This is a genomic window from Rhodopila sp. (assembly GCF_965277825.1).
Taxonomy (GTDB): Bacteria; Pseudomonadota; Alphaproteobacteria; order Acetobacterales; family Acetobacteraceae; genus Rhodopila.
Window position 1 is genome coordinate 2,497,162 of record NZ_OZ255846.1, and the last position, 16,588, is coordinate 2,513,749.

Genomic DNA, 16,588 nt, shown 5'->3' on the forward strand with positions numbered 1-16,588 from the left:
GGATTATCGGGGCTTCATGCCTCCGCATCAATCAGCGCCGGGTCGCATCGAAGCGCTTCGGCAGGGCGCTCCCATAACGGGTGTAGTCGGGCTGGAGTTGGGGCATGTTCGCGGCGTAGGCGGTGACCTGCTGGCGGAACCTGGTTTCGAACATGAAGGCCAGGGTTCCGTCCAGCCGGTGCGGCTGCAGGTCGGCGTTGCTGGCGGCCTCGAACGCGGCGCGGTCGGGGCCGTGCGGCAACATGGTGTTGTGCAGCGAGAACCCGCCGGGCACGAAACCGCCGCCGGTCTTGCCGTCGTAGACACCGAGGATCAGGCCCATGAACTCGCTCATGATGTTCATGTGATACCAGGGCGGGCGGAAGGTGTCCTCGGCCACCAGCCAGCGATCGGGAAAGATCACGAAATCGATGTTGGCGGTGCCGGGCGTGTCGCTGGCCGAGGTCAGCACGGTGAAGATGCTCGGATCGGCGTGATCGAATTGCACCGGGCCGACCGGGGAGAACCGCCGCAGGTCGTATTTGTAGGGTGCGTAGTTGCCGTGCCATGCCACCACGTCGAGCGGCGAATGGTCGAGATCGGTCTGCCACAATGCGCCGCCCCACTTAACTGTCAGCCGGCACGATGTCTCGCGGTCCTGGTAGGCGGCGACCGGGGTCAGGAAGTCGCGCGGGTTGGCCAGGCAGTTGGCGCCGATGGGGCCGCGTTCGGGCAGGGTGAACGCGGCGCCGTAGTTCTCGCACAGATAGCCGCGGGCGGCGCCGCTGGGAAGTTCGACGGCGAACTTCACCCCGCGCGGCAGCACCGCCACTTCGCCGGGCGCGATGTCGATGATGCCGAACTCGGTGCGCAGGCGCAGCGCACCTTGCTGCGGCACGAACAGCATCTCGGCGTCGGCATTGTAGAAACAGGCGTCCACCATGGACTGGGTCAGCAGGTAGACATGCGCCGCCATCCCGGCGAGCGTTGCGGCATCGCCGGCCGTGGTGATGGTGTGCACGCCGGCGGGAAAGTCGTGCGCGTCGTCGGGGATCGGGATCGGGTCCCAGCGCATCGGTGCGGGGGGCAATTGGACTTCGGCGCAGGGAGCGGTGCGCCACAGGCCGGTATCGGCCGGGCGGAACTGGCCCCAGTGCGCCACGGTCGGGCGGATGCGATACAGCCAACTTCTCTTGTTGCTGGCGCGCGGGGCGGTGAATGGCGAGCCGCTGATCTGCTCCGCGTACAGCCCATAGGCGCAGCGCTGCGGCGAATTGCGGCCGACCGGCAGCGCGCCGGGGAGCGCTTCGGTTTCGAAGCCGTTGCCGAACCCCGACTGATAGCCGGTGGTAGCGGCCACGCTGAAGGTGGCGTCGTTCATCGATCGATCTTTCGTTGCTGTGCGGGTCGTTGCTGTGCGGGTCGTTGCTGTCTGGGGCGCGGTGTGTGGGTCGCGGCCGGGACGATCATGCGGTATCCTGACCAACAGGCAAACCAGGGGGAACGCCGATGCGGGGACTGACAGGGCGTGGCGTCTTGCTGACCGGGGGCGCCAGCGGCATCGGGCGGGCGACCGCGGTCCGCCTTGCCCAACAGGGCTGCCGCGTCGGCATCCTGGATATCGACGAGGCCGGCGCCGCGGCGACGGTCGCTGCCTGCCCGAACGGGGCCTGGTACGCGGCCACCGACATCACCGACCGGGCCGCTGTCGAGACCGCCGTCGCCCGCTTCGAGGCCGAGGTCGCCCCGGTCGATCTGCTTGCCAATGTCGCTGGCTGGGAACGCTTCAGCAATTTCCTGGATACCGACATCGCGCTGTGGGATCGCATCATCGGCATCAATTTGTATGGACCGATGCATCTACACCATGTCGTGCTGCCGGGCATGGTGCGGCGCGGCTTCGGACGCGTGGTCAATGTTGCCTCCGACGCGGGTCGGGTCGGGTCTTCGGGGGAGGCGGTGTATTCCGCCTGCAAGGGCGGCATCATCGCCTTCACCAAGACGATGGCGCGCGAGATGGCTCGGTTCGGCATTACGCTGAACGTGGTCTGCCCGGGGCCGACCGACACGCCATTGTTCGACGAGTTCAAGTCCGCCACGCAGGACGGCGCCAAGGTGGGCGCGGCAATGGCCCGAGCGGTGCCGCTGAAGCGCATTGGCCAGCCGGAGGACTATCCGGGGACCATTGCCTTCCTGCTGTCTGACGACGCCGCCTTCATCACCGGCCAGACGCTGAGCGTCTCGGGCGGCCTGACGATGTCCTGACAACCGAACGGAATTTCCGCATGCCAGAAACCGACGAGTATGAACTGCTGGGGCTTGGGCTGTGCTTCGAGGACCTGCCGGTCGGGCGCAAGTTCCGCACAATTGGGCGCACCCTGACCGAGGCCGACCTGGTGAACTTCATCGGCGTCACCGGGATGACGGAGGTGCTGTTCTCCAACACCGAATTCCTGCGCGAGGAAAGCGACATCGCGCGCCGTGTGGTGCCTGGCGCGATGGTGTATGCCTTCGCCGAGGGACTGCTGGTACACGCCACCATGCAGCACACCGGTTTCGCCTTCCTGAACATGGAACTGAACGTCGCCGGGCCGACGTTTGCCGGCGATACCATCCACGTCGAGTGCGAGGTGGTCGAAAGCCGGCGCAGTGCCAGCCGGGCGAACCGCGGCCTGGTGCGCACATTCAACACTGTGAAGAAACAAGATGGGTCGGTCGCGATCACCTATAATCCGCTGCGCATGGTCAAGGCGCGCGGCGCGGGGGATTGATGGTTCAGACGGCCGAGTCTGGTGGAAATGCCGGTCTGCGCTTGGCTTGATGTGACCCCAGGCCTTCGGCCACCTCGGGTCCGGTGAAGGACAGGAACTCCAGCGCCAGCGAGGCATCGAAGGTCGGGCCGGCCTGGCGCAGCCAGTTGTTCAAGGCGTATTTGGTGAACCGGATGGCGGTCTGCGCGCCTTCGGCGAGCCGGGTCGCGATCTCGATCGCCTTGGCATCCAGTTCGTCGTCCTCCACCGCCAGGCTGATCAGGCCGATGCGTTCGGCCTCGGCGCCCAGCACCTGCTCGCACAGCAGCAGGTAGTATTTCGCCTTCGCCAGCCCGCACAGCAGCGGCCAGATGATCGCCGCGTGATCGCCGGCCGCGACGCCGAGCCGGGTGTGGCCGTCGATGATCCGGCAGTCCTTGGTTGCGATCGAAACATCCGCCAGGATGCCGCAGACCAGCCCGGCGCCAACCGCCACGCCGCGCATCGCGCTGACCACCGGCTTGCCGCAGTTGATCACGTTGTAGACGATCTCGCGGGCTTCCTTCCATTGTCGGGTGCGAGCGTCGAAGCCGTCGATCGCGTGCTGGACCATGGCAAAGTCGCCGCCGGCCGAGAACACCTTCCCGGCGCCGGTGATCACCACCGCATTGACCGTCGGATCGCGATCGACGTCGCGCCAGATATCGGCCAATTCTGCGTGCATGACGTCGTCGGCGGTGTTCATCCGGCCGTTGTCCATGGTGATCCGCAGCACCTTCGGGTGCGGCCGGTCGAACCGCAGCCGCGTGTAGCGGGCGTAGGCATCAGTCATCGTCTCGTTCTCCTCCCGGGGACCGGGTAGTGGCCACCGCATGCCGATACCGGTCAAGTCCCGCGTGTTGACTTCGTTGTTGTGGCCAGTACTGTTATGATGGCTTAAGCAGTAACCCGGGGATGGTTTTGCGCAAGGCACCGATCGCCGCGGTCATCGCAGTGCTGCTGATAGCAGGCGGGTGCTGGGCAGAGTTGGCACCCGGCCATGGCGCCGGTTCAGCAGCATGCCCGGTTTCCGCCGGCTCAGGTTGCTCGTGGCGCCGAACTCGCCGCGATCGGGGACTGCTCGGTTTGTCACACTAATCAGAGCGGTCAGTCATATGCCGGCGGGCGGGCGATACCCACTCCATTCGGGTCGATTCATTCCACCAACATCAGCCCTGATCCCGAGACCGGCATCGGGCGCTGGTCGCTGGCCGCGTTCCAGCGCGCGATGCGGGACGGCATCGATCGGAATGGGCGCCACCTTTATCCGGTGCTGCCTTATCCGCATTTCACCCGAGCCAGCGACGACGACATTGGAGCGATGTATGCCTTTCTGATGACGCGGGTGCCGATCCATGCGGCGAGGGTGCCGAACGAGCTGCCATTCCCGATCGACCAGCGCGTTGTGCTGACCGGGTGGAACTTGTTGTATCTGAGGCCTGGGCCTTGGCGTCCCGATTCCGATCACGACGCGGTCTGGAACCGAGGCAATTATCTGGTCGAGGCGATCGGCCATTGTGGCGCCTGCCATACGCCGCACAATGTGCTTGGTGCCGAGGAAGCCGGGCGCAGCCTGGCCGGTGGAGATGCCGAGAACTGGTATGCACCTCCGCTGCAGACAGCGTCTCCGGCGGCGCATCCCTGGACGCAGCAAGCCCTTGCCAGCTACCTGCGCACCGGCTTCGCCGCCGATCATGGCGCCGCTGCTGGCCCGATGACGGCGGTGACCGACCAACTGGCCAAGGTTCCCGAGGCAGACGTGAGCGCCATGGCGATCTACCTGGCGTCGCTGATGCCGCAATCGGCCGCACCGCAATCCGCGCGCGCGGTCGAGGCCAGGAGCGCCGATCCGGCGGCGCGGGCGATGTTCGATGGCGCCTGCGGCGGATGCCATGGGGCCGATGCGCCGATGAGCCGAGACGGCGCGCCATCACTGGCGCTCAGCACCGCGGTCAACGCGCCGACGCCGCGCGGCGCGATCCAGATCATCTTGCACGGCATCCCGTGGCGCGAAACCAGGCCGGCGCCCTATATGCCGTCCTTCGCCGCCGTGCTGACCGACGCTCAGGTGGCGCAAGTGGCGGGTTATCTGCGAGCCGCGTTCAGCAGCAAGCCGGCGTGGAGCGATGTTGCGGCCGAGGTGGCCAAGGCGCGAGGGGCATCATGATCCGGCTGACTGTCAACGGACGCGACCACGATGTCGATGCGGAACCGGATACGCCGCTGCTATATGTGCTGCGCGACGAACTTGGCCTGAACGGCGCCAAGTTCGGCTGCGGCCTGGGACAGTGCGGCGCCTGCACGGTGATGCTTGACGGGCAGGCGGTGTTTTCCTGCCTGACCCCGATCGCCATATTGCCTGGCCGGAATGTTCGCACGATCGAGGGGCTCGGCATGAACGCCGTGCAGCACGCGTTCATCGACGAGCAGGCGGCGCAGTGCGGCTATTGCATTGCCGGCATGGTGATGCGCGCGCAGTCCTTGCTGGAGCACAATCCGCATCCGTCCGAGCAGGAAATCCGCCAGCACATGGCGGTCAATTTGTGCCGCTGCGGTACCCATATGCGCATCCTGGCGGCGGTGCGGCGTGCTGCCGGGGCGATGCGATCGGCGCGGGTGGTGAAGCCATGAAGGCGGTGCTGCGGCGTCGCGCGCTGCTGGTTGCCGGCGGCGGCCTGATGGTGTCTTTCTCGCTTTCCGCCGAACCGCGGGGGCGGTCGGGCAGTCTAAAGCAGACCCCGCTGCTCGACGCCTGGATCCGCGTCGCTCCGGATGGCCGGATCACTGTCTTCACGGGCAAGGCGGAGCTTGGTCAGGGGTTGAAGACTGCGCTGTTGCAGGTGGCCGCGGAACAACTCGATGTCGGGGTCGGGCGGATCGAACTCGTTACCGCTGATACCGCCCGGACCGCGAATGAGGGCTTCACCGCGGGCAGTCATTCGATGCAGGACAGCGGCACGGCGATCATGAATGCCGCCGCCGAGGTGCGGGGTTTGCTGGTGAGCGCCGGCGCTGCCGAATTCGGCGTGGGTCCGGACTCCGTTTCGACGGTGGACGGATCAGTTCGAGCGCCGGACGGACGCAGCCTGGGGTATGGAGCGCTGGCGACGAAGCTCAACCTGCACGTCGAGGCGCAGCCGGAAAGCCAGCTTCGGGATCCGGCATCGTATCGGCTGATCGGCACCTCGATGCCGCGGACCGATATTCCGGCGAAGCTGACTGGTGGCGTCGCCTATGTGCAGGACCTTCGGCTGCCGGGGATGCTGCATGCTCGTGCCATCCGCCAACCCAGCGTGGGTGCGGTGCTGCTGGATTTCGACAGCGCGCCGATCGAAAGCATGCCGGGGGTCGTCAAGCTGGTGCGCGAGACCAGCTACCTGGCGGTGGTTGCGCAGAAAGAATGGCAGGCGATCAAGGCGATGCGCGCGTTGGCGGTCGCGGCGAGATGGCGGCAGACCGCGACCCTGCCCGAGGAGGCGACGGTTCTGGAAGCGATCCAATCGTTGCCGGCGCGGGATATCCCGGTGCTGACGTGGCAGGCGCCGGGGGCGCCACCGGTGCGGCGGCTGCGAGCGCGTTACACTCGTCCATACCTGATGCATGGCGCTATCGGTCCATCGTGCGCCGTGGCGCAACTCGCCGACGGCAAGATGACGGTGTGGACCCATTCCCAGGGTGTGTTTCCATTGCGCTCGGCGTTGGCTGAGCTTTTGCGCATGCCGTCCGAGCAGATCCGCTGCATCCATGTCGAGGCGGCGGGCTGTTATGGCCATAACGGTGCCGATGACGCAGCCGGCGACGCCGCGCTGATCGCGCGTGCGATGCCCGGGGTGCCGATCCGTGTGCAATGGATGCGCGAACAAGAGCACAGCAACGAACCATACGGTGCCGCGATGATCGCCGAGGTCGACGGCGCGCTGGATGCCGCGGGCAATGTCGTGGACTGGAACTACGAGGTCTGGAGCAACACCCACAATCGGCGGCCCAATGTCGGCGGGCTGATGCTGCAGAACGCCGCATTGCCTGATCCCCTGCCGGTGCCTCCGCCGGCGCCGATTCCGATGCCTGAGGGCGGCGGAGACCGCAACAGCAACCCGATCTACCGCTTCCCGAACGCCACGGTGGTATCGCACTTCATTCCCGAGATGCCGTTGCGGGTATCGGCGCTGCGCTCGCTGGGTGCCTATTTGAACGTGTTCGCGATTGAAAGTTTCGTTGACGAACTGGCCGCCGCGGCCGGTATCGATCCGGTGGCATTCCGGCTGCGGCATTTGTCTGACGACCGGGCGAAGGCGGTGGTCGCGCTGGCGGCGGAGCGCTTTGGGTGGTTCGCGGGTAGGCCGGGCGAGGGCAGGGGGTTTGCGTTTGCGCGCTATAAGAACCTGGGTGCCTACTGCGCCATTGCGCTGGGTTTGCGGGTCGAGCATGAGACCGGGCGGATCCGGCTGGGCCGGGTGGTCGCCGCGGTGGACAGCGGTCAGCCGATCAATCCCGACGGCATCCGCAACCAGATCGAGGGCGCCATCGTGCAGGCGGCGAGCTGGACGCTGTATGAGCAGGTGCATTTCGACCGCACGCGCATCCTGAGCACCGATTGGAGCGGCTATCCGATTATGCGGTTTCCGGCTCTGCCGGAGTCGATCACGGTGGATGTCGTTGCGCAGGCGGGTCAACCTTTCCTCGGGACCGGCGAGGCCGGGCAAGGCCCCACCGCCGCCGCCATCGCCAACGCGGTGAGCGATGCGACAGGTGTGAGGTTGCGCGATGTTCCTTTCACGGTGGCGAAGGTGAAGGCGGCGATCGGAGTATAGCCGTCCGGGCGTGCGATATTGGACGTTCATCAAAATTTCTCTTGCGTCATCGGATTTATTACTTGGTCCGGACATTGGAAATGCGGTGATGGACTTCGTGTTCTAGTGTCTTCGTATTGACGCCAACCCGGCGAACCGCACGAACATCCGGCCTGACCGACAACACAGTTTAAGCCGGGGCACGGCCTTATCGCGACCGCGCGGAACGCGACCTGACGGCGGAAATGTCAAACCCGGGAAATCTGTTTTCCGCCAGGCTGCGTATCCCCTCGTAGGCAACGTGACGGGGCCTTGATTGCAGATGACCTCCGAAGCTGGGCTTGACTTTGCGCGACCGAGGTCCCTGCGAGCCTGCATCCTCGCCGTCGCCGCGACGCTGACCCCGGTAGCGGCCAGCGCGCACGTGAAGTGGTTCTGCTCGATCGCCGACGTGAGCCTGCCGCCGATCGCGTTGAGCAGGGTGCTGACGCCGATCTTCGTTGCGGTCTGCTGCGGCTTTCTGCTGCTGTTGTTTGCCGGCTTCATGCTGGATGACGCGGTGGCGCAGCGCTGGCCTCGGCTTGCCTCCAGCGGCCGACTGCATGTCGAGACCGAGGAGAAGCTGCTGCGGCTCGCTGCGGGTGCGTTCTTTCTGCTGCTTTGGGACAAAGGCGCGATCGTGTTGTGGGAGCGTGGCGACGCCATCCTGACGCCCGAACTGATGGCCAGCGTCGGCTGGGTGAGCGGTCTGCAGTTCGCCATCGCGCTGTCGGTTGCGTGGCGCCGCACCTGCATTCTTGGCGCTGTCGGAATTGGCATCCTGTACGGCTTCGGGATCGATCAGTTCGGTATCTTTCACATGACCGACTATGTGTTCTTTCCCGGCATCGCCGCCTATCTGGCGCTGACAACGATTGGCACCGCTGGCTGTCTTCGGCTGCGCGTGCCGCTGCTTTCGGGCGGCCTGGCGTTCAGCCTGATGTGGACGGCGATCGAGAAATTCGTCTATCCGGAATGGACCCTGTTCGTGGTCGCCGAACACCCTGATCTTGCGTTCGGATTTCCGTGGGCGTTCGTCGTCGTGGTTGCAGGGTTCGTCGAATTCACCCTTGCTTTCTACGTGATGACCGGTCGGGGGCTGGTGCGTTTCGGTGCTGCTGCCTACGCCGCCATCTTCATCGCCGCGATTCCCGAGTTCGGGCATCTGGACGCGGTCGGCCACATCCCGATCGTCGGTATCCTGGCGGTGGTTTGCCTGCGCGGCGCATCCCCGCTGCCGCGACTGCTGGGATTGATCCAGCGCCGGCCGATCGTCAATGCCGCTGGCGTCGCTGGGTTCTACGTTGCGTCGCTGGTCGTAATGTTCGCGATGTATTACGGGCTGCAATGGGCTGAATACGGATGACGGCGCTTCAGACAGGGTGGCGCTGGCTGCCGTTCGGCCTCGGTCTGGTTGCCGGGCTGGTGCTGGCTGAACTGATGAACATGATGGTGGCCTATCCTACACCGGTCGTGGACCTTCTGCAGGCGTTGGATTTCGCCTTACTCTGAGCGTTGCAAGATGGAGAGCGAGGGCGCGGGGGCTCTTCCGGTTGCGCCCACCGGTTTGTCGCGCCGCAGTTATGTTGTCCTGGCACAACAGCTACGGCAAATTGACAACATCGGTGGTTCGGTCTGTAGTTTTGTCCGCCATGGCGAAGCTAATCGATCATACGACGTATGCGGACGCTCAACGTCTGTTTACCACCGCTCGGTTGTGGGAGATGTTCGATGGCAGTCGGGAGCGGCTGAATATCGGGTGGGAATGCGTGGACCGTCACGCGGGCGAAGGTGGGGACGCCAGCGACGCGAGGGTGGCGCTGCGAGTGGCGCACGCCGATGGTCGTGACGAAACCATCGGCTTCAAGGCTCTGGCGGCGGCGTCGTCGCGGTTCGCGCATTGGCTTGAGGCCGCCGGTGTGATGCCGGGCGATCGCGTGGCGATCATGCTGGATCCCGGCCTGGCGTTCTATGCGGCGCTGTTCGGCACGATCAAACGTGGTGCAATAGCAGTACCGTTGTTCACCCTGCTGGGGGCCGATGGCGTGCGGCTGCGTACCGATGATTGCCGGCCTCGGCTGTTGCTGGCCGATGCGGAAAAGGCGGCCCAGCTTACGGTTGCGGATGACGTGCGGGTGGTTGCGCTGGATCAGGGATTCATCGACGCGTTGGCGGCGTGGCCGGAGCGCTACGAGGCGACGACGGCGTCTGTCGACCTGGCGATCTTTCAATATACCTCCGGTACGACGCGTGAGCTGCCGGCGGCGATCAAGCACACTCAGCGTGCGCTGGTGGTGGTGATGAACGCGGCACTGTATGGCACCGGTTTGCGGCCCGGCGATCGGTTCTTTTGTCCGTCCTCACCGGCCTGGGGGCACGGGCTATGGCACGGCACGCTGGCGCCGCTGGCGTTGGGGATCGAAACCGGCGCCTATGCGGGCAAGTTCAACGCCGAGCGGCTGCTGCGCGCGCTGCAGGATTATCGGTCGAGCAATCTGTCGGCGGCGGCGACGCATTACCGCATGATCAAGAATAGTGATCGCGTCGGTGCGTATCGTTTCATGCTGCGCAAGCTGTCGTTCACCGGTGAGCCGATCGATCAGGATGCCGTCGCGTTCACCGAACATGCGTTCGGGGCCAAGCTGTGTAGCATGTATGGCACGACGGAAGTGGGGGTGATCCTCGCCAACTATCCGGGCGCCGACGATTTCGAGGTCAGGCCGGGTTCGCTGGGGCGTCCGGTTCCTGGCGTCGATGTCGAGGTGCAGCAACCGGACGGCACGCGTTGCGGGTTCGACGAACTGGGTGAGATCAAGGTGCGGCGCCACGATGCATGGTTTCCGACCAAGGATCGCGGCCGGATGGATGCGGGCGGGTATTTCTACCATGCCGGGCGGGCCGACGACGTGATCATATCCGCGGGCTGGACCATGAGCGCGGTGGAGATCGAGAACAGCCTGCTGAAGCATCCGGGCGTTCACGCGGCGGCGGTGATCGGCGTGCCGGACCCGCTGCGTGGCCTGGTGGTGAAGGCGTTCGTGGTGCCGGGTCCTGGACAGGCCACCGACGCGGCGGCGATTGCCGATATCCAGAACTTCGTGCGTGGCCGTTTGAGCCAGCACGAATTTCCCCGGGTTGTTGCCTTTGTCGATGACCTGCCGCGGACGCCGGCCGGCAAGATCAACAGAAAAGCGCTGCGGGACGCGGAAGCGGCCGGCCTAATGGAGTAAGCATGAACGACGATCCCACTCGGCGGTTTCCGAAGATAACCGACAAGGCGCTGGATGCGTTACGCGCCCGGAAGGATGTGCGGATCGAGAATACCGCTGAGCCATGGTGTCATGAGGCGACGCGGGACAACATACGGCACTACGCGCATGGCATCGGCGATGACAACCCGTTGTGGTGTGAGCCGGCTTACGCGGCGAAGACCCGGTTCGGCGATATTGTCGCGCTGCCGAGTTTTCTGTTCGCCACCAGCCGGATCATCTCGGGCTATGTCGGCGGGATCCCCGGCGTACACGCGATGTGGGCCGGCGCTGACTGGACCTGGCACCAGCCGGTGCTGCGCAACCAGGCGATCAGCACCGAAGCGTGGCTGAAAGACCTGATCGAGCATGAAACGAAGTTCGCCGGTCGGGCGATCCAGCAAATCTATCATGTCAATTTCTTCAACCCCACCGGCGATCTGGTGGCGGAGGCCGATAGCTGGTGCTTTCGCACCGACCGCGATCAGGCGCGCGAACAGGGCACCAAGTACTCCGAGGTGCGGGCGCGTCCGCCCAGGGTTTATACCGACAATGAGCTGGGTCGGGTGTCGGATCTATATGAAGCCGAGGTGATTCGTGGTGCGCTTCCTCGTTACTTTGAAGATGTGAATGTCGGGGATGTGTTGCCGACGATGGCCAAGGGGCCGATGACCGTCACCGGCTTCATCGCTTTCGCCCAAGGGTGGGGCGGGCTGTACATCCGAGCCAACAAGTTGGCTTGGCGGCAGGCGCATAATCATCCCGGCCTTGGCATCAAGAACCGGTTCGGCATTCCCGACTGCCCGGAGCGGGTACACTGGGAGCCGGAATTTGCCTTGATGGTCGGCGCTCCGGGGGCGTACGACTATGGTCCGGAACGGTGTTCCTGGCTGACCCACCATCTGACCAACTGGATGGGCGACGATGGCTTCCTGCGGCGCGCGAGCTGCAAGATCCGGCGGCACAATCCGGAGGGTGACCTGCTGTTCATCGACGGCAAGGTGGTGCGGAAATTCGATCACGATGGGCGCCATTTGGTGGAGATCGAGCAGTCGGCGCACAATCAGGATGACGAACTGTCGGTGCTGGGGAGCGGGGTCGTGGAGTTGCCCAGCCGGGGCGGCTGATCTGGGGTGTGTCGCCTGCCGCGGATCAGGAATGGGGGAGCCGACATCCGGTTTGGTCTACAGGGGTGAAGGCGTGCTTCCCGGTGATCGTTGCGATCGGATGATAGAAATCCCAGGCATGGGTTGCGTCCGCGGCTGGTTTGACCCGCCGGGCATGCATCGGGTCCAGCAGCCGGCCGTTTGACTGAATCGGAACGTTGTCGTGATGGGCGTTGACCGGCATCTGGTTTTTTTCTCGCAGCCGTTCCGATGCGGAGAGATGACAGCAGACGGTGTTGTCAACCGCCGTGATTTATTGCCCGGGCGCAACGCTGATAGGTAGGCTGCGGAATCTCGGATGAGGGGAGCATGGTAAAAATCGCGGGTGGACCGGCTACCCGGGCGACGACAAGGATCAGGCAGGTCCCGGCGCTTACGCGCGGGATCGCAATCCTGCGTCTGTTGGGGCGCGGCGATGCGGCGTTGGGCGTGCATGAAATTGCCCGCTGCCTCGATCTGGTGCCGAGTACCTGCCTGCACATCCTGCGTGTGCTGGTGGCGGAGCGCCTGCTTGCCGTCGATCCTGTAACGAAGAAGTATAGCGTCGCAGCCGGGCTGGCTGTGCTGGCAAGAAGCGCGCTGCGTCAGCATACGTTTCCCGCTGCGGTGCAACCCGATCTCGACGAACTGTCCAGGATGTACGGTGCCACCGCCATCGCGGTGGAGGCGAGCGGCTTGGAGCACATGGTGGTTGTCGCGCTGTCGCGGGCGGATTCGCCTCTGCGCGTGCATGTGGACATCGGCAGCCGGTTCCCCGCGCTGATCAGCGCGACGGGGCGGTGCATCGCCGCATTCGGCAGCCACAAGTGGTCGGAGATCAAGGCTCGCTTCGGCAGGCTGCGGTGGGATGTGCCGCCATCGCTGGCGCAATGGCGGTCGGAGGTGCGGGCTGTTCAACTAGTCGGATATGCGGTGGACGAAGGGCGCTATATCCGCGGCGTCAGCATCGTCGCGGCACCGGTCCGGATGCAAAACGGATCGATCAACGCCATGGTCGTGGTCGGCGTCAGCGAGCAGATGCGGCGGATCGGCATGGCAAAGATGGGCAAGGACCTGCGTGGCCGGGCCGCTCGGATTTCAGAGGCATTCGGCGACGCTGCGTGGGTCGATGCTGATCGGGAGCGCCGCGCGGGGGCGGTTTTGCGCTGAGGCCGGCGGCGGTTAGACTGGCCCGATCCGGCGAGGGGACCGATCCATGGACTTCCAGATCAATGCCCAGCAGCGTGAGATGATCGCCTCGGTGCGGTCGCTGGCGCAGCGCGAATTCAAGCCCAATGCGATGCGCTGGATGGATGGCACGTTTCCCTGGCGGAACATGAAGCTGCTTGCCGAACTTGGCGTGCTGGGGATGTCGGTGCCGGAGGAGTATGGCGGTCTGGGCCTGCCGATCCTGGACACCGCGCTGATCCTGGAGGAGATCGCCAAGGTGGATTACGTGACCGCGATGGCGGTGCTGGGCGAAGCCGGGGTGCAGACCCGGGTGATTGCGCGCTATGCGCCGGCCTCGATACGGGACCGTATCTTGCCGCTGGTGGTCAACGGTGACTGCGTGCTGGCGGTATGCATGACCGAGCCGCATGCCGGGACCGATGTGGCGAATTTCCGGACCAACGCGCGTGTGGTTGGCGATCGCGTGGTCCTGAAGGGGACCAAGACGCTGATTAGCCGAGCGCGTGAGGCTGGGATGTTCGTGGTGTTCACCCGGGTGGACGGCAAGCCGGGGCGCGAAGGCATCGGCTGCGTTCTGCTGGAGCCGAACACGCCGGGTTTCGAAGTGACCGGCACCTATCACACCATGGGCGGGGAAAACCTGCACGAGATCCAGTTCAACGATTGCGAGTTGCCGCTGGAGAACCTGGTCATCCGCGAGGACGGGTTTCGCCGGCTGTTGTCGGCGTTCAATACTCAGCGTTGCTTGAACCCATCGATTTCGTTAGGTCTGGCGGAGGGCGCATTCGATGAGGCGGTGAGCTATGTGCGTGAGCGCACCGTGTTCGCCAAGCCGATAGCCGACTTCCAGGGGATTCGCTGGAAGCTGGCCGACATGTTCAAGGACATCGAGGCGGCGCGCGGTCTGCTGTATCGCGCCTGTCTGACCGCCAACCCGTTTCCCGATGCGTTCATGGCGGCTTCTGCGAAAATCTTCTGCAACGAGATGTCGCTGCGGGTCACCAGCGAGGCGGTGCAGGTGCATGGCGGTTTCGGCTTCACCGACGAGTATCCGGTGTCGCGGCTGTATCGTGGCGCCCGCTACGGTTCGATCGGTGGCGGCGCGTCGGAGACGTTGCGTGACCTGATCGGAAAGAAGATTGTCGGGGATTTCGATGCGGCCGACGGGATCATGGGGCTCGTGCCGGGCGTCTGAAGTTCGCCATAGCAGGGTCGTCTTGAGGTGATCCGCCGACCGAGGCCGCCGCCGGTCGGCGGCGACCCTGGCGCGATTATGCCGCGGCCTTTTCGGCGCGCTGCGCCAGCTCGGTCGAGTAGTCGTCGGCATTGTAGATATCCTTGACGATCGACTTCAGTTTGGTGGCGTCGTCCTTCAGTCCCAGGGCGCTGGCGTATGCCGCGGCGGTGCCGAAGCCGGCCAGTCCATAATGCGACATCCGCTGGTATTGCGAGATGATGACCAGGTCGCGCAGAGGGCCGTCGAGATCGTGTTCAGCCGCGTGCGTCTTGGCTTCCTCCACCAAGCCTTCCATGCCCTTGCAGTGTTCCTTGCGGACCCGGCCGCCCTGGGCTTCCAGGACTGACTTCAGGGTTTCAGTGTGCCGGCCGATGCCGGAGACCGATTTCTCCAGCAAATCTTTCAGCTTCTTGTCGGATGCCTGCTGGCCGAGGGTTTTCATCACCCGCTGCATCTGGTCGTTGGCCGACCAGAGGTCGCGCACTTCGTCGATATAGATTTCTTTAAGGGTTTCCGTTGAAGCCATGCTGTTAACTCCTGTGCGGCGCAGTCCGGCGGGGGGCCGACGGGCTACGCTCGTCGCCGCAACGCCGGGGCTGGTTCAGGGTTTCCGGTGCACCCGAACAGGGGGAGCGCTATGGCTGCATCTGCTGGACGAAGCGTGCCCGTTGCTGGCAGGCGGAGATCAGGAATGACAAATCCGTTCCGGTTGAGACATAACGAGCGCCCATCCGGACGCATTGCGCCATCAGGTCGTCGCGCGCGGCCAATCCGCCCACGCCGACGTGTTTGCCGACCTTGGCGGCTGCCGCGATCGATCGGGTGAAGGCGTCCTTCAGCCTGGGATGATCGAACTCGCCGGTGATGCCCATCTCGGCGCAGAGATCGTTACTGCCGATCAACAACATATCGACGCCCTCGGTGGCGATGATGGCCTCGACATTTTCCAGCGCGGCGACGGTTTCCAGCATCACCACCAGGGAGGTGGCGCGGTTCATCGCCGAGTTGAGCGTCGCCGCGGGGAAACTGCGATACTGGTAGTGCGACAGCGCGCCGCCGGCGGATCGGTTTCCCAGCGGCGGGAAGCGGACCAGATCGACCATCGCGCGCGCTTCGTCGGCGGAGCGAACATGGGGGGTGATGACGCCCATGGCGCCGCCATCCAGCACGCGGCCGATATAGTCCGGGGTATTCGCGGGCACCCGGACCAAGGGCGTGATGCCGATCTGCTGGGCGCTGATGCAGATCTGGCAGCAGGTGTCGATCGAGAGGGTGTTGTGCTCCAGGTCGACATAGAGCGTGTCAAAGCCGGCGGTCTTGGCGATCGCGGCGATCTCGATCGAGCGCGCGAGGCGCACCGCCATCGATGCCACGACCGCACCGGCGGCGAGTTTTTCCTTCATGTGGTTGCGTAGGATGTCATCGGGTCCGGACATGTGGGTCTCCGCAGGGAACCCGGGCAGGGTGGGGACAAGAGGCGTGGCCGGCAAGCCTGTGGGTGGTAGCACGATTGAGCTGCTGGCTGAGAATGGGGTGCTTCGTGGAAACGAGCGGCGCACTGCGGGGCCGCTGGGCATGCTGGCCGGAACAAGGGTTGCACCGCCTGGGTCAACCGGCTAGGAAACCCGCCCGTCTCACAGTCTGGCGCTGCTGTAGCTCAGTGGTAGAGCACTCCCTTGGTAAGGGAGAGGTCGAGAGTTCGATCCCCTCCAGCAGCATCAATTTTCAGTCGCTTAGGGTTATCGTTCCTGTTTGGAACTATGCGACGGCCGTCTCCTCGACAGGGTTGCCGAGGATTGCTTGTTCACTCGCCAACGATCTCGACGCCGGGCAGCGCGGCGAGCATGCCGCCGTCCGGTCGATCATGCACAGACCGCGACGATGCGGCTAGTATTGCGAGCGCTGGCCGTTGTAGTAGCCACGCTGGTATGATTCGTGTTCGTTATTCTTCCAGGAATTGACCAGCAACCCGCCGGCGAGACCGGCGGCGGCGCCCACACCGGCGCCCAATCCGGCATTGCCGCCCAATGCGCCGAGCACCGCGCCGCCCGCGGCGCCGATGCCGGTGCCGGTCGCGGCGCGTTGCTCACCCGGTGTCAGGTTGGCGCAGCCGCCGAGCGAAACGGCGACGACAACCCATGCCAAGACAAAGTTCTTCATAGCGCGGCTT

The 16,588-nt window shown here is 64.8% G+C and carries 16 protein-coding genes and 1 tRNA gene; 12 read left to right on the top strand and 5 right to left on the bottom strand.

Translation table 11 applies throughout. The annotated features are described in order from the left end of the window. Positions 1 to 31 precede the first annotated feature (31 nt). On the bottom strand, positions 32 to 1,360 hold the full coding sequence (gene hmgA / locus ACQY4T_RS12360; protein WP_428542297.1) for a homogentisate 1,2-dioxygenase: 1,329 nt from the start codon (positions 1,358 to 1,360) through the stop codon (positions 32 to 34). Positions 1,361 to 1,488: 128 nt separating this feature from the next. On the opposite strand from hmgA, the gene ACQY4T_RS12365 reads away from it, so the two are divergent. Together ACQY4T_RS12365 and ACQY4T_RS12370 are read left to right on the top strand one after the other, a co-directional pair. After that, positions 1,489 to 2,244, top strand: a complete 756-nt coding sequence (locus ACQY4T_RS12365) for an SDR family oxidoreductase (RefSeq protein WP_428542300.1) — start codon at positions 1,489 to 1,491, stop codon at positions 2,242 to 2,244. Positions 2,245 to 2,264: 20 nt separating this feature from the next. Then, positions 2,265 to 2,750, top strand: a complete 486-nt coding sequence (locus ACQY4T_RS12370; protein ID WP_428542303.1) for a MaoC family dehydratase — start codon at positions 2,265 to 2,267, stop codon at positions 2,748 to 2,750. A gap of 4 nt (positions 2,751 to 2,754) precedes the next feature. On the opposite strand, the gene ACQY4T_RS12375 is transcribed toward ACQY4T_RS12370, so the two are convergent. Continuing rightward, entirely contained in the window at positions 2,755 to 3,561 is an 807-nt protein-coding gene (locus tag ACQY4T_RS12375; RefSeq protein WP_428542306.1) for an enoyl-CoA hydratase/isomerase family protein, read from the bottom strand. Positions 3,562 to 3,768: 207 nt separating this feature from the next. On the opposite strand from ACQY4T_RS12375, the gene ACQY4T_RS12380 reads away from it, so the two are divergent. The 9 genes from ACQY4T_RS12380 to ACQY4T_RS12420 all read left to right on the top strand — a co-directional run bounded on the left by ACQY4T_RS12380 (position 3,769) and on the right by ACQY4T_RS12420 (position 14,376). Then, positions 3,769 to 4,935 (top strand): c-type cytochrome, encoded by a 1,167-nt coding sequence (locus ACQY4T_RS12380; protein WP_428542309.1) that lies wholly within the window; start codon positions 3,769 to 3,771, stop codon positions 4,933 to 4,935. Next, positions 4,932 to 5,399 (top strand): (2Fe-2S)-binding protein, encoded by a 468-nt coding sequence (locus ACQY4T_RS12385; RefSeq protein ID WP_428542312.1) that lies wholly within the window; start codon positions 4,932 to 4,934, stop codon positions 5,397 to 5,399. Before ACQY4T_RS12380 ends, ACQY4T_RS12385 begins: the two co-directional genes overlap by 4 nt. Beyond that, positions 5,396 to 7,579 carry a molybdopterin cofactor-binding domain-containing protein gene (locus ACQY4T_RS12390; protein WP_428542315.1) on the top strand — a complete coding sequence of 728 codons (2,184 nt, stop codon included), beginning with the start codon at positions 5,396 to 5,398 and terminating at the stop codon, positions 7,577 to 7,579. The genes ACQY4T_RS12385 and ACQY4T_RS12390 overlap by 4 nt, the downstream gene beginning before the upstream one ends. A 301-nt stretch (positions 7,580 to 7,880) precedes the next feature. Continuing rightward, positions 7,881 to 8,963 carry a hypothetical protein gene (locus ACQY4T_RS12395; RefSeq protein WP_428542318.1) on the top strand — a complete coding sequence of 361 codons (1,083 nt, stop codon included), beginning with the start codon at positions 7,881 to 7,883 and terminating at the stop codon, positions 8,961 to 8,963. Then, complete coding sequence (locus ACQY4T_RS12400; protein ID WP_428542321.1) at positions 8,960 to 9,109, top strand: hypothetical protein; 150 nt, start codon at positions 8,960 to 8,962, stop codon at positions 9,107 to 9,109. The genes ACQY4T_RS12395 and ACQY4T_RS12400 overlap by 4 nt, the downstream gene beginning before the upstream one ends. A gap of 212 nt (positions 9,110 to 9,321) precedes the next feature. After that, on the top strand, positions 9,322 to 10,827 hold the full coding sequence (locus ACQY4T_RS12405) for an acyl-CoA synthetase (RefSeq protein WP_428542324.1): 1,506 nt from the start codon (positions 9,322 to 9,324) through the stop codon (positions 10,825 to 10,827). A gap of 2 nt (positions 10,828 to 10,829) precedes the next feature. Beyond that, complete coding sequence (locus tag ACQY4T_RS12410) at positions 10,830 to 11,972, top strand: FAS1-like dehydratase domain-containing protein (RefSeq protein WP_428542327.1); 1,143 nt, start codon at positions 10,830 to 10,832, stop codon at positions 11,970 to 11,972. Between the two features lie 348 nt (positions 11,973 to 12,320). Further along, complete coding sequence (locus tag ACQY4T_RS12415) at positions 12,321 to 13,160, top strand: IclR family transcriptional regulator (RefSeq protein WP_428542330.1); 840 nt, start codon at positions 12,321 to 12,323, stop codon at positions 13,158 to 13,160. A 46-nt stretch (positions 13,161 to 13,206) separates the two neighbouring features. Further along, on the top strand, positions 13,207 to 14,376 hold the full coding sequence (locus tag ACQY4T_RS12420; protein WP_428542333.1) for an acyl-CoA dehydrogenase family protein: 1,170 nt from the start codon (positions 13,207 to 13,209) through the stop codon (positions 14,374 to 14,376). A gap of 76 nt (positions 14,377 to 14,452) precedes the next feature. Here the strand turns inward: ACQY4T_RS12420 and ACQY4T_RS12425 are convergent, their stop codons facing one another. Together ACQY4T_RS12425 and ACQY4T_RS12430 are read right to left on the bottom strand one after the other, a co-directional pair. Beyond that, positions 14,453 to 14,944 carry a ferritin-like domain-containing protein gene (locus ACQY4T_RS12425; RefSeq protein ID WP_428542336.1) on the bottom strand — a complete coding sequence of 164 codons (492 nt, stop codon included), beginning with the start codon at positions 14,942 to 14,944 and terminating at the stop codon, positions 14,453 to 14,455. Between the two features lie 109 nt (positions 14,945 to 15,053). Continuing rightward, the gene (locus tag ACQY4T_RS12430; protein ID WP_428542339.1) at positions 15,054 to 15,854 is read right to left on the bottom strand and encodes an HpcH/HpaI aldolase family protein; all 801 of its coding nucleotides are present in this window, start codon (positions 15,852 to 15,854) and stop codon (positions 15,054 to 15,056) included. A gap of 210 nt (positions 15,855 to 16,064) precedes the next feature. On the opposite strand from ACQY4T_RS12430, the gene ACQY4T_RS12435 reads away from it, so the two are divergent. Further along, positions 16,065 to 16,136 (top strand) — tRNA-Thr (locus ACQY4T_RS12435). A 169-nt stretch (positions 16,137 to 16,305) separates the two neighbouring features. Here the strand turns inward: ACQY4T_RS12435 and ACQY4T_RS12440 are convergent. After that, on the bottom strand, positions 16,306 to 16,578 hold the full coding sequence (locus tag ACQY4T_RS12440) for a glycine zipper family protein (protein ID WP_428542342.1): 273 nt from the start codon (positions 16,576 to 16,578) through the stop codon (positions 16,306 to 16,308). Between the last annotated feature and the right edge of the window lie 10 nt (positions 16,579 to 16,588).

Excerpts from the sequence above, each read along its gene's own strand:
- ACQY4T_RS12385 (WP_428542312.1), top strand. The coding sequence starts at position 4,932 with ATGATCCGGCTGACTGTCAACGGACGCGACCACGATGTCGATGCGGAA.
- ACQY4T_RS12440 (WP_428542342.1), bottom strand. The coding sequence starts at position 16,578 with ATGAAGAACTTTGTCTTGGCATGGGTTGTCGTCGCCGTTTCGCTCGGC.
- ACQY4T_RS12395 (WP_428542318.1), top strand. The coding sequence starts at position 7,881 with ATGACCTCCGAAGCTGGGCTTGACTTTGCGCGACCGAGGTCCCTGCGA.
- ACQY4T_RS12430 (WP_428542339.1), bottom strand. The coding sequence starts at position 15,854 with ATGTCCGGACCCGATGACATCCTACGCAACCACATGAAGGAAAAACTC.
- ACQY4T_RS12410 (WP_428542327.1), top strand. The coding sequence starts at position 10,830 with ATGAACGACGATCCCACTCGGCGGTTTCCGAAGATAACCGACAAGGCG.
- ACQY4T_RS12425 (WP_428542336.1), bottom strand. The coding sequence starts at position 14,944 with ATGGCTTCAACGGAAACCCTTAAAGAAATCTATATCGACGAAGTGCGC.
- ACQY4T_RS12400 (WP_428542321.1), top strand. The coding sequence starts at position 8,960 with ATGACGGCGCTTCAGACAGGGTGGCGCTGGCTGCCGTTCGGCCTCGGT.
- ACQY4T_RS12405 (WP_428542324.1), top strand. The coding sequence starts at position 9,322 with ATGTTCGATGGCAGTCGGGAGCGGCTGAATATCGGGTGGGAATGCGTG.
- ACQY4T_RS12380 (WP_428542309.1), top strand. The coding sequence starts at position 3,769 with ATGGCGCCGGTTCAGCAGCATGCCCGGTTTCCGCCGGCTCAGGTTGCT.
- ACQY4T_RS12415 (WP_428542330.1), top strand. The coding sequence starts at position 12,321 with ATGGTAAAAATCGCGGGTGGACCGGCTACCCGGGCGACGACAAGGATC.
- ACQY4T_RS12390 (WP_428542315.1), top strand. The coding sequence starts at position 5,396 with ATGAAGGCGGTGCTGCGGCGTCGCGCGCTGCTGGTTGCCGGCGGCGGC.
- ACQY4T_RS12375 (WP_428542306.1), bottom strand. The coding sequence starts at position 3,561 with ATGACTGATGCCTACGCCCGCTACACGCGGCTGCGGTTCGACCGGCCG.
- ACQY4T_RS12365 (WP_428542300.1), top strand. The coding sequence starts at position 1,489 with ATGCGGGGACTGACAGGGCGTGGCGTCTTGCTGACCGGGGGCGCCAGC.
- ACQY4T_RS12420 (WP_428542333.1), top strand. The coding sequence starts at position 13,207 with ATGGACTTCCAGATCAATGCCCAGCAGCGTGAGATGATCGCCTCGGTG.
- hmgA (WP_428542297.1), bottom strand. The coding sequence starts at position 1,360 with ATGAACGACGCCACCTTCAGCGTGGCCGCTACCACCGGCTATCAGTCG.
- ACQY4T_RS12370 (WP_428542303.1), top strand. The coding sequence starts at position 2,265 with ATGCCAGAAACCGACGAGTATGAACTGCTGGGGCTTGGGCTGTGCTTC.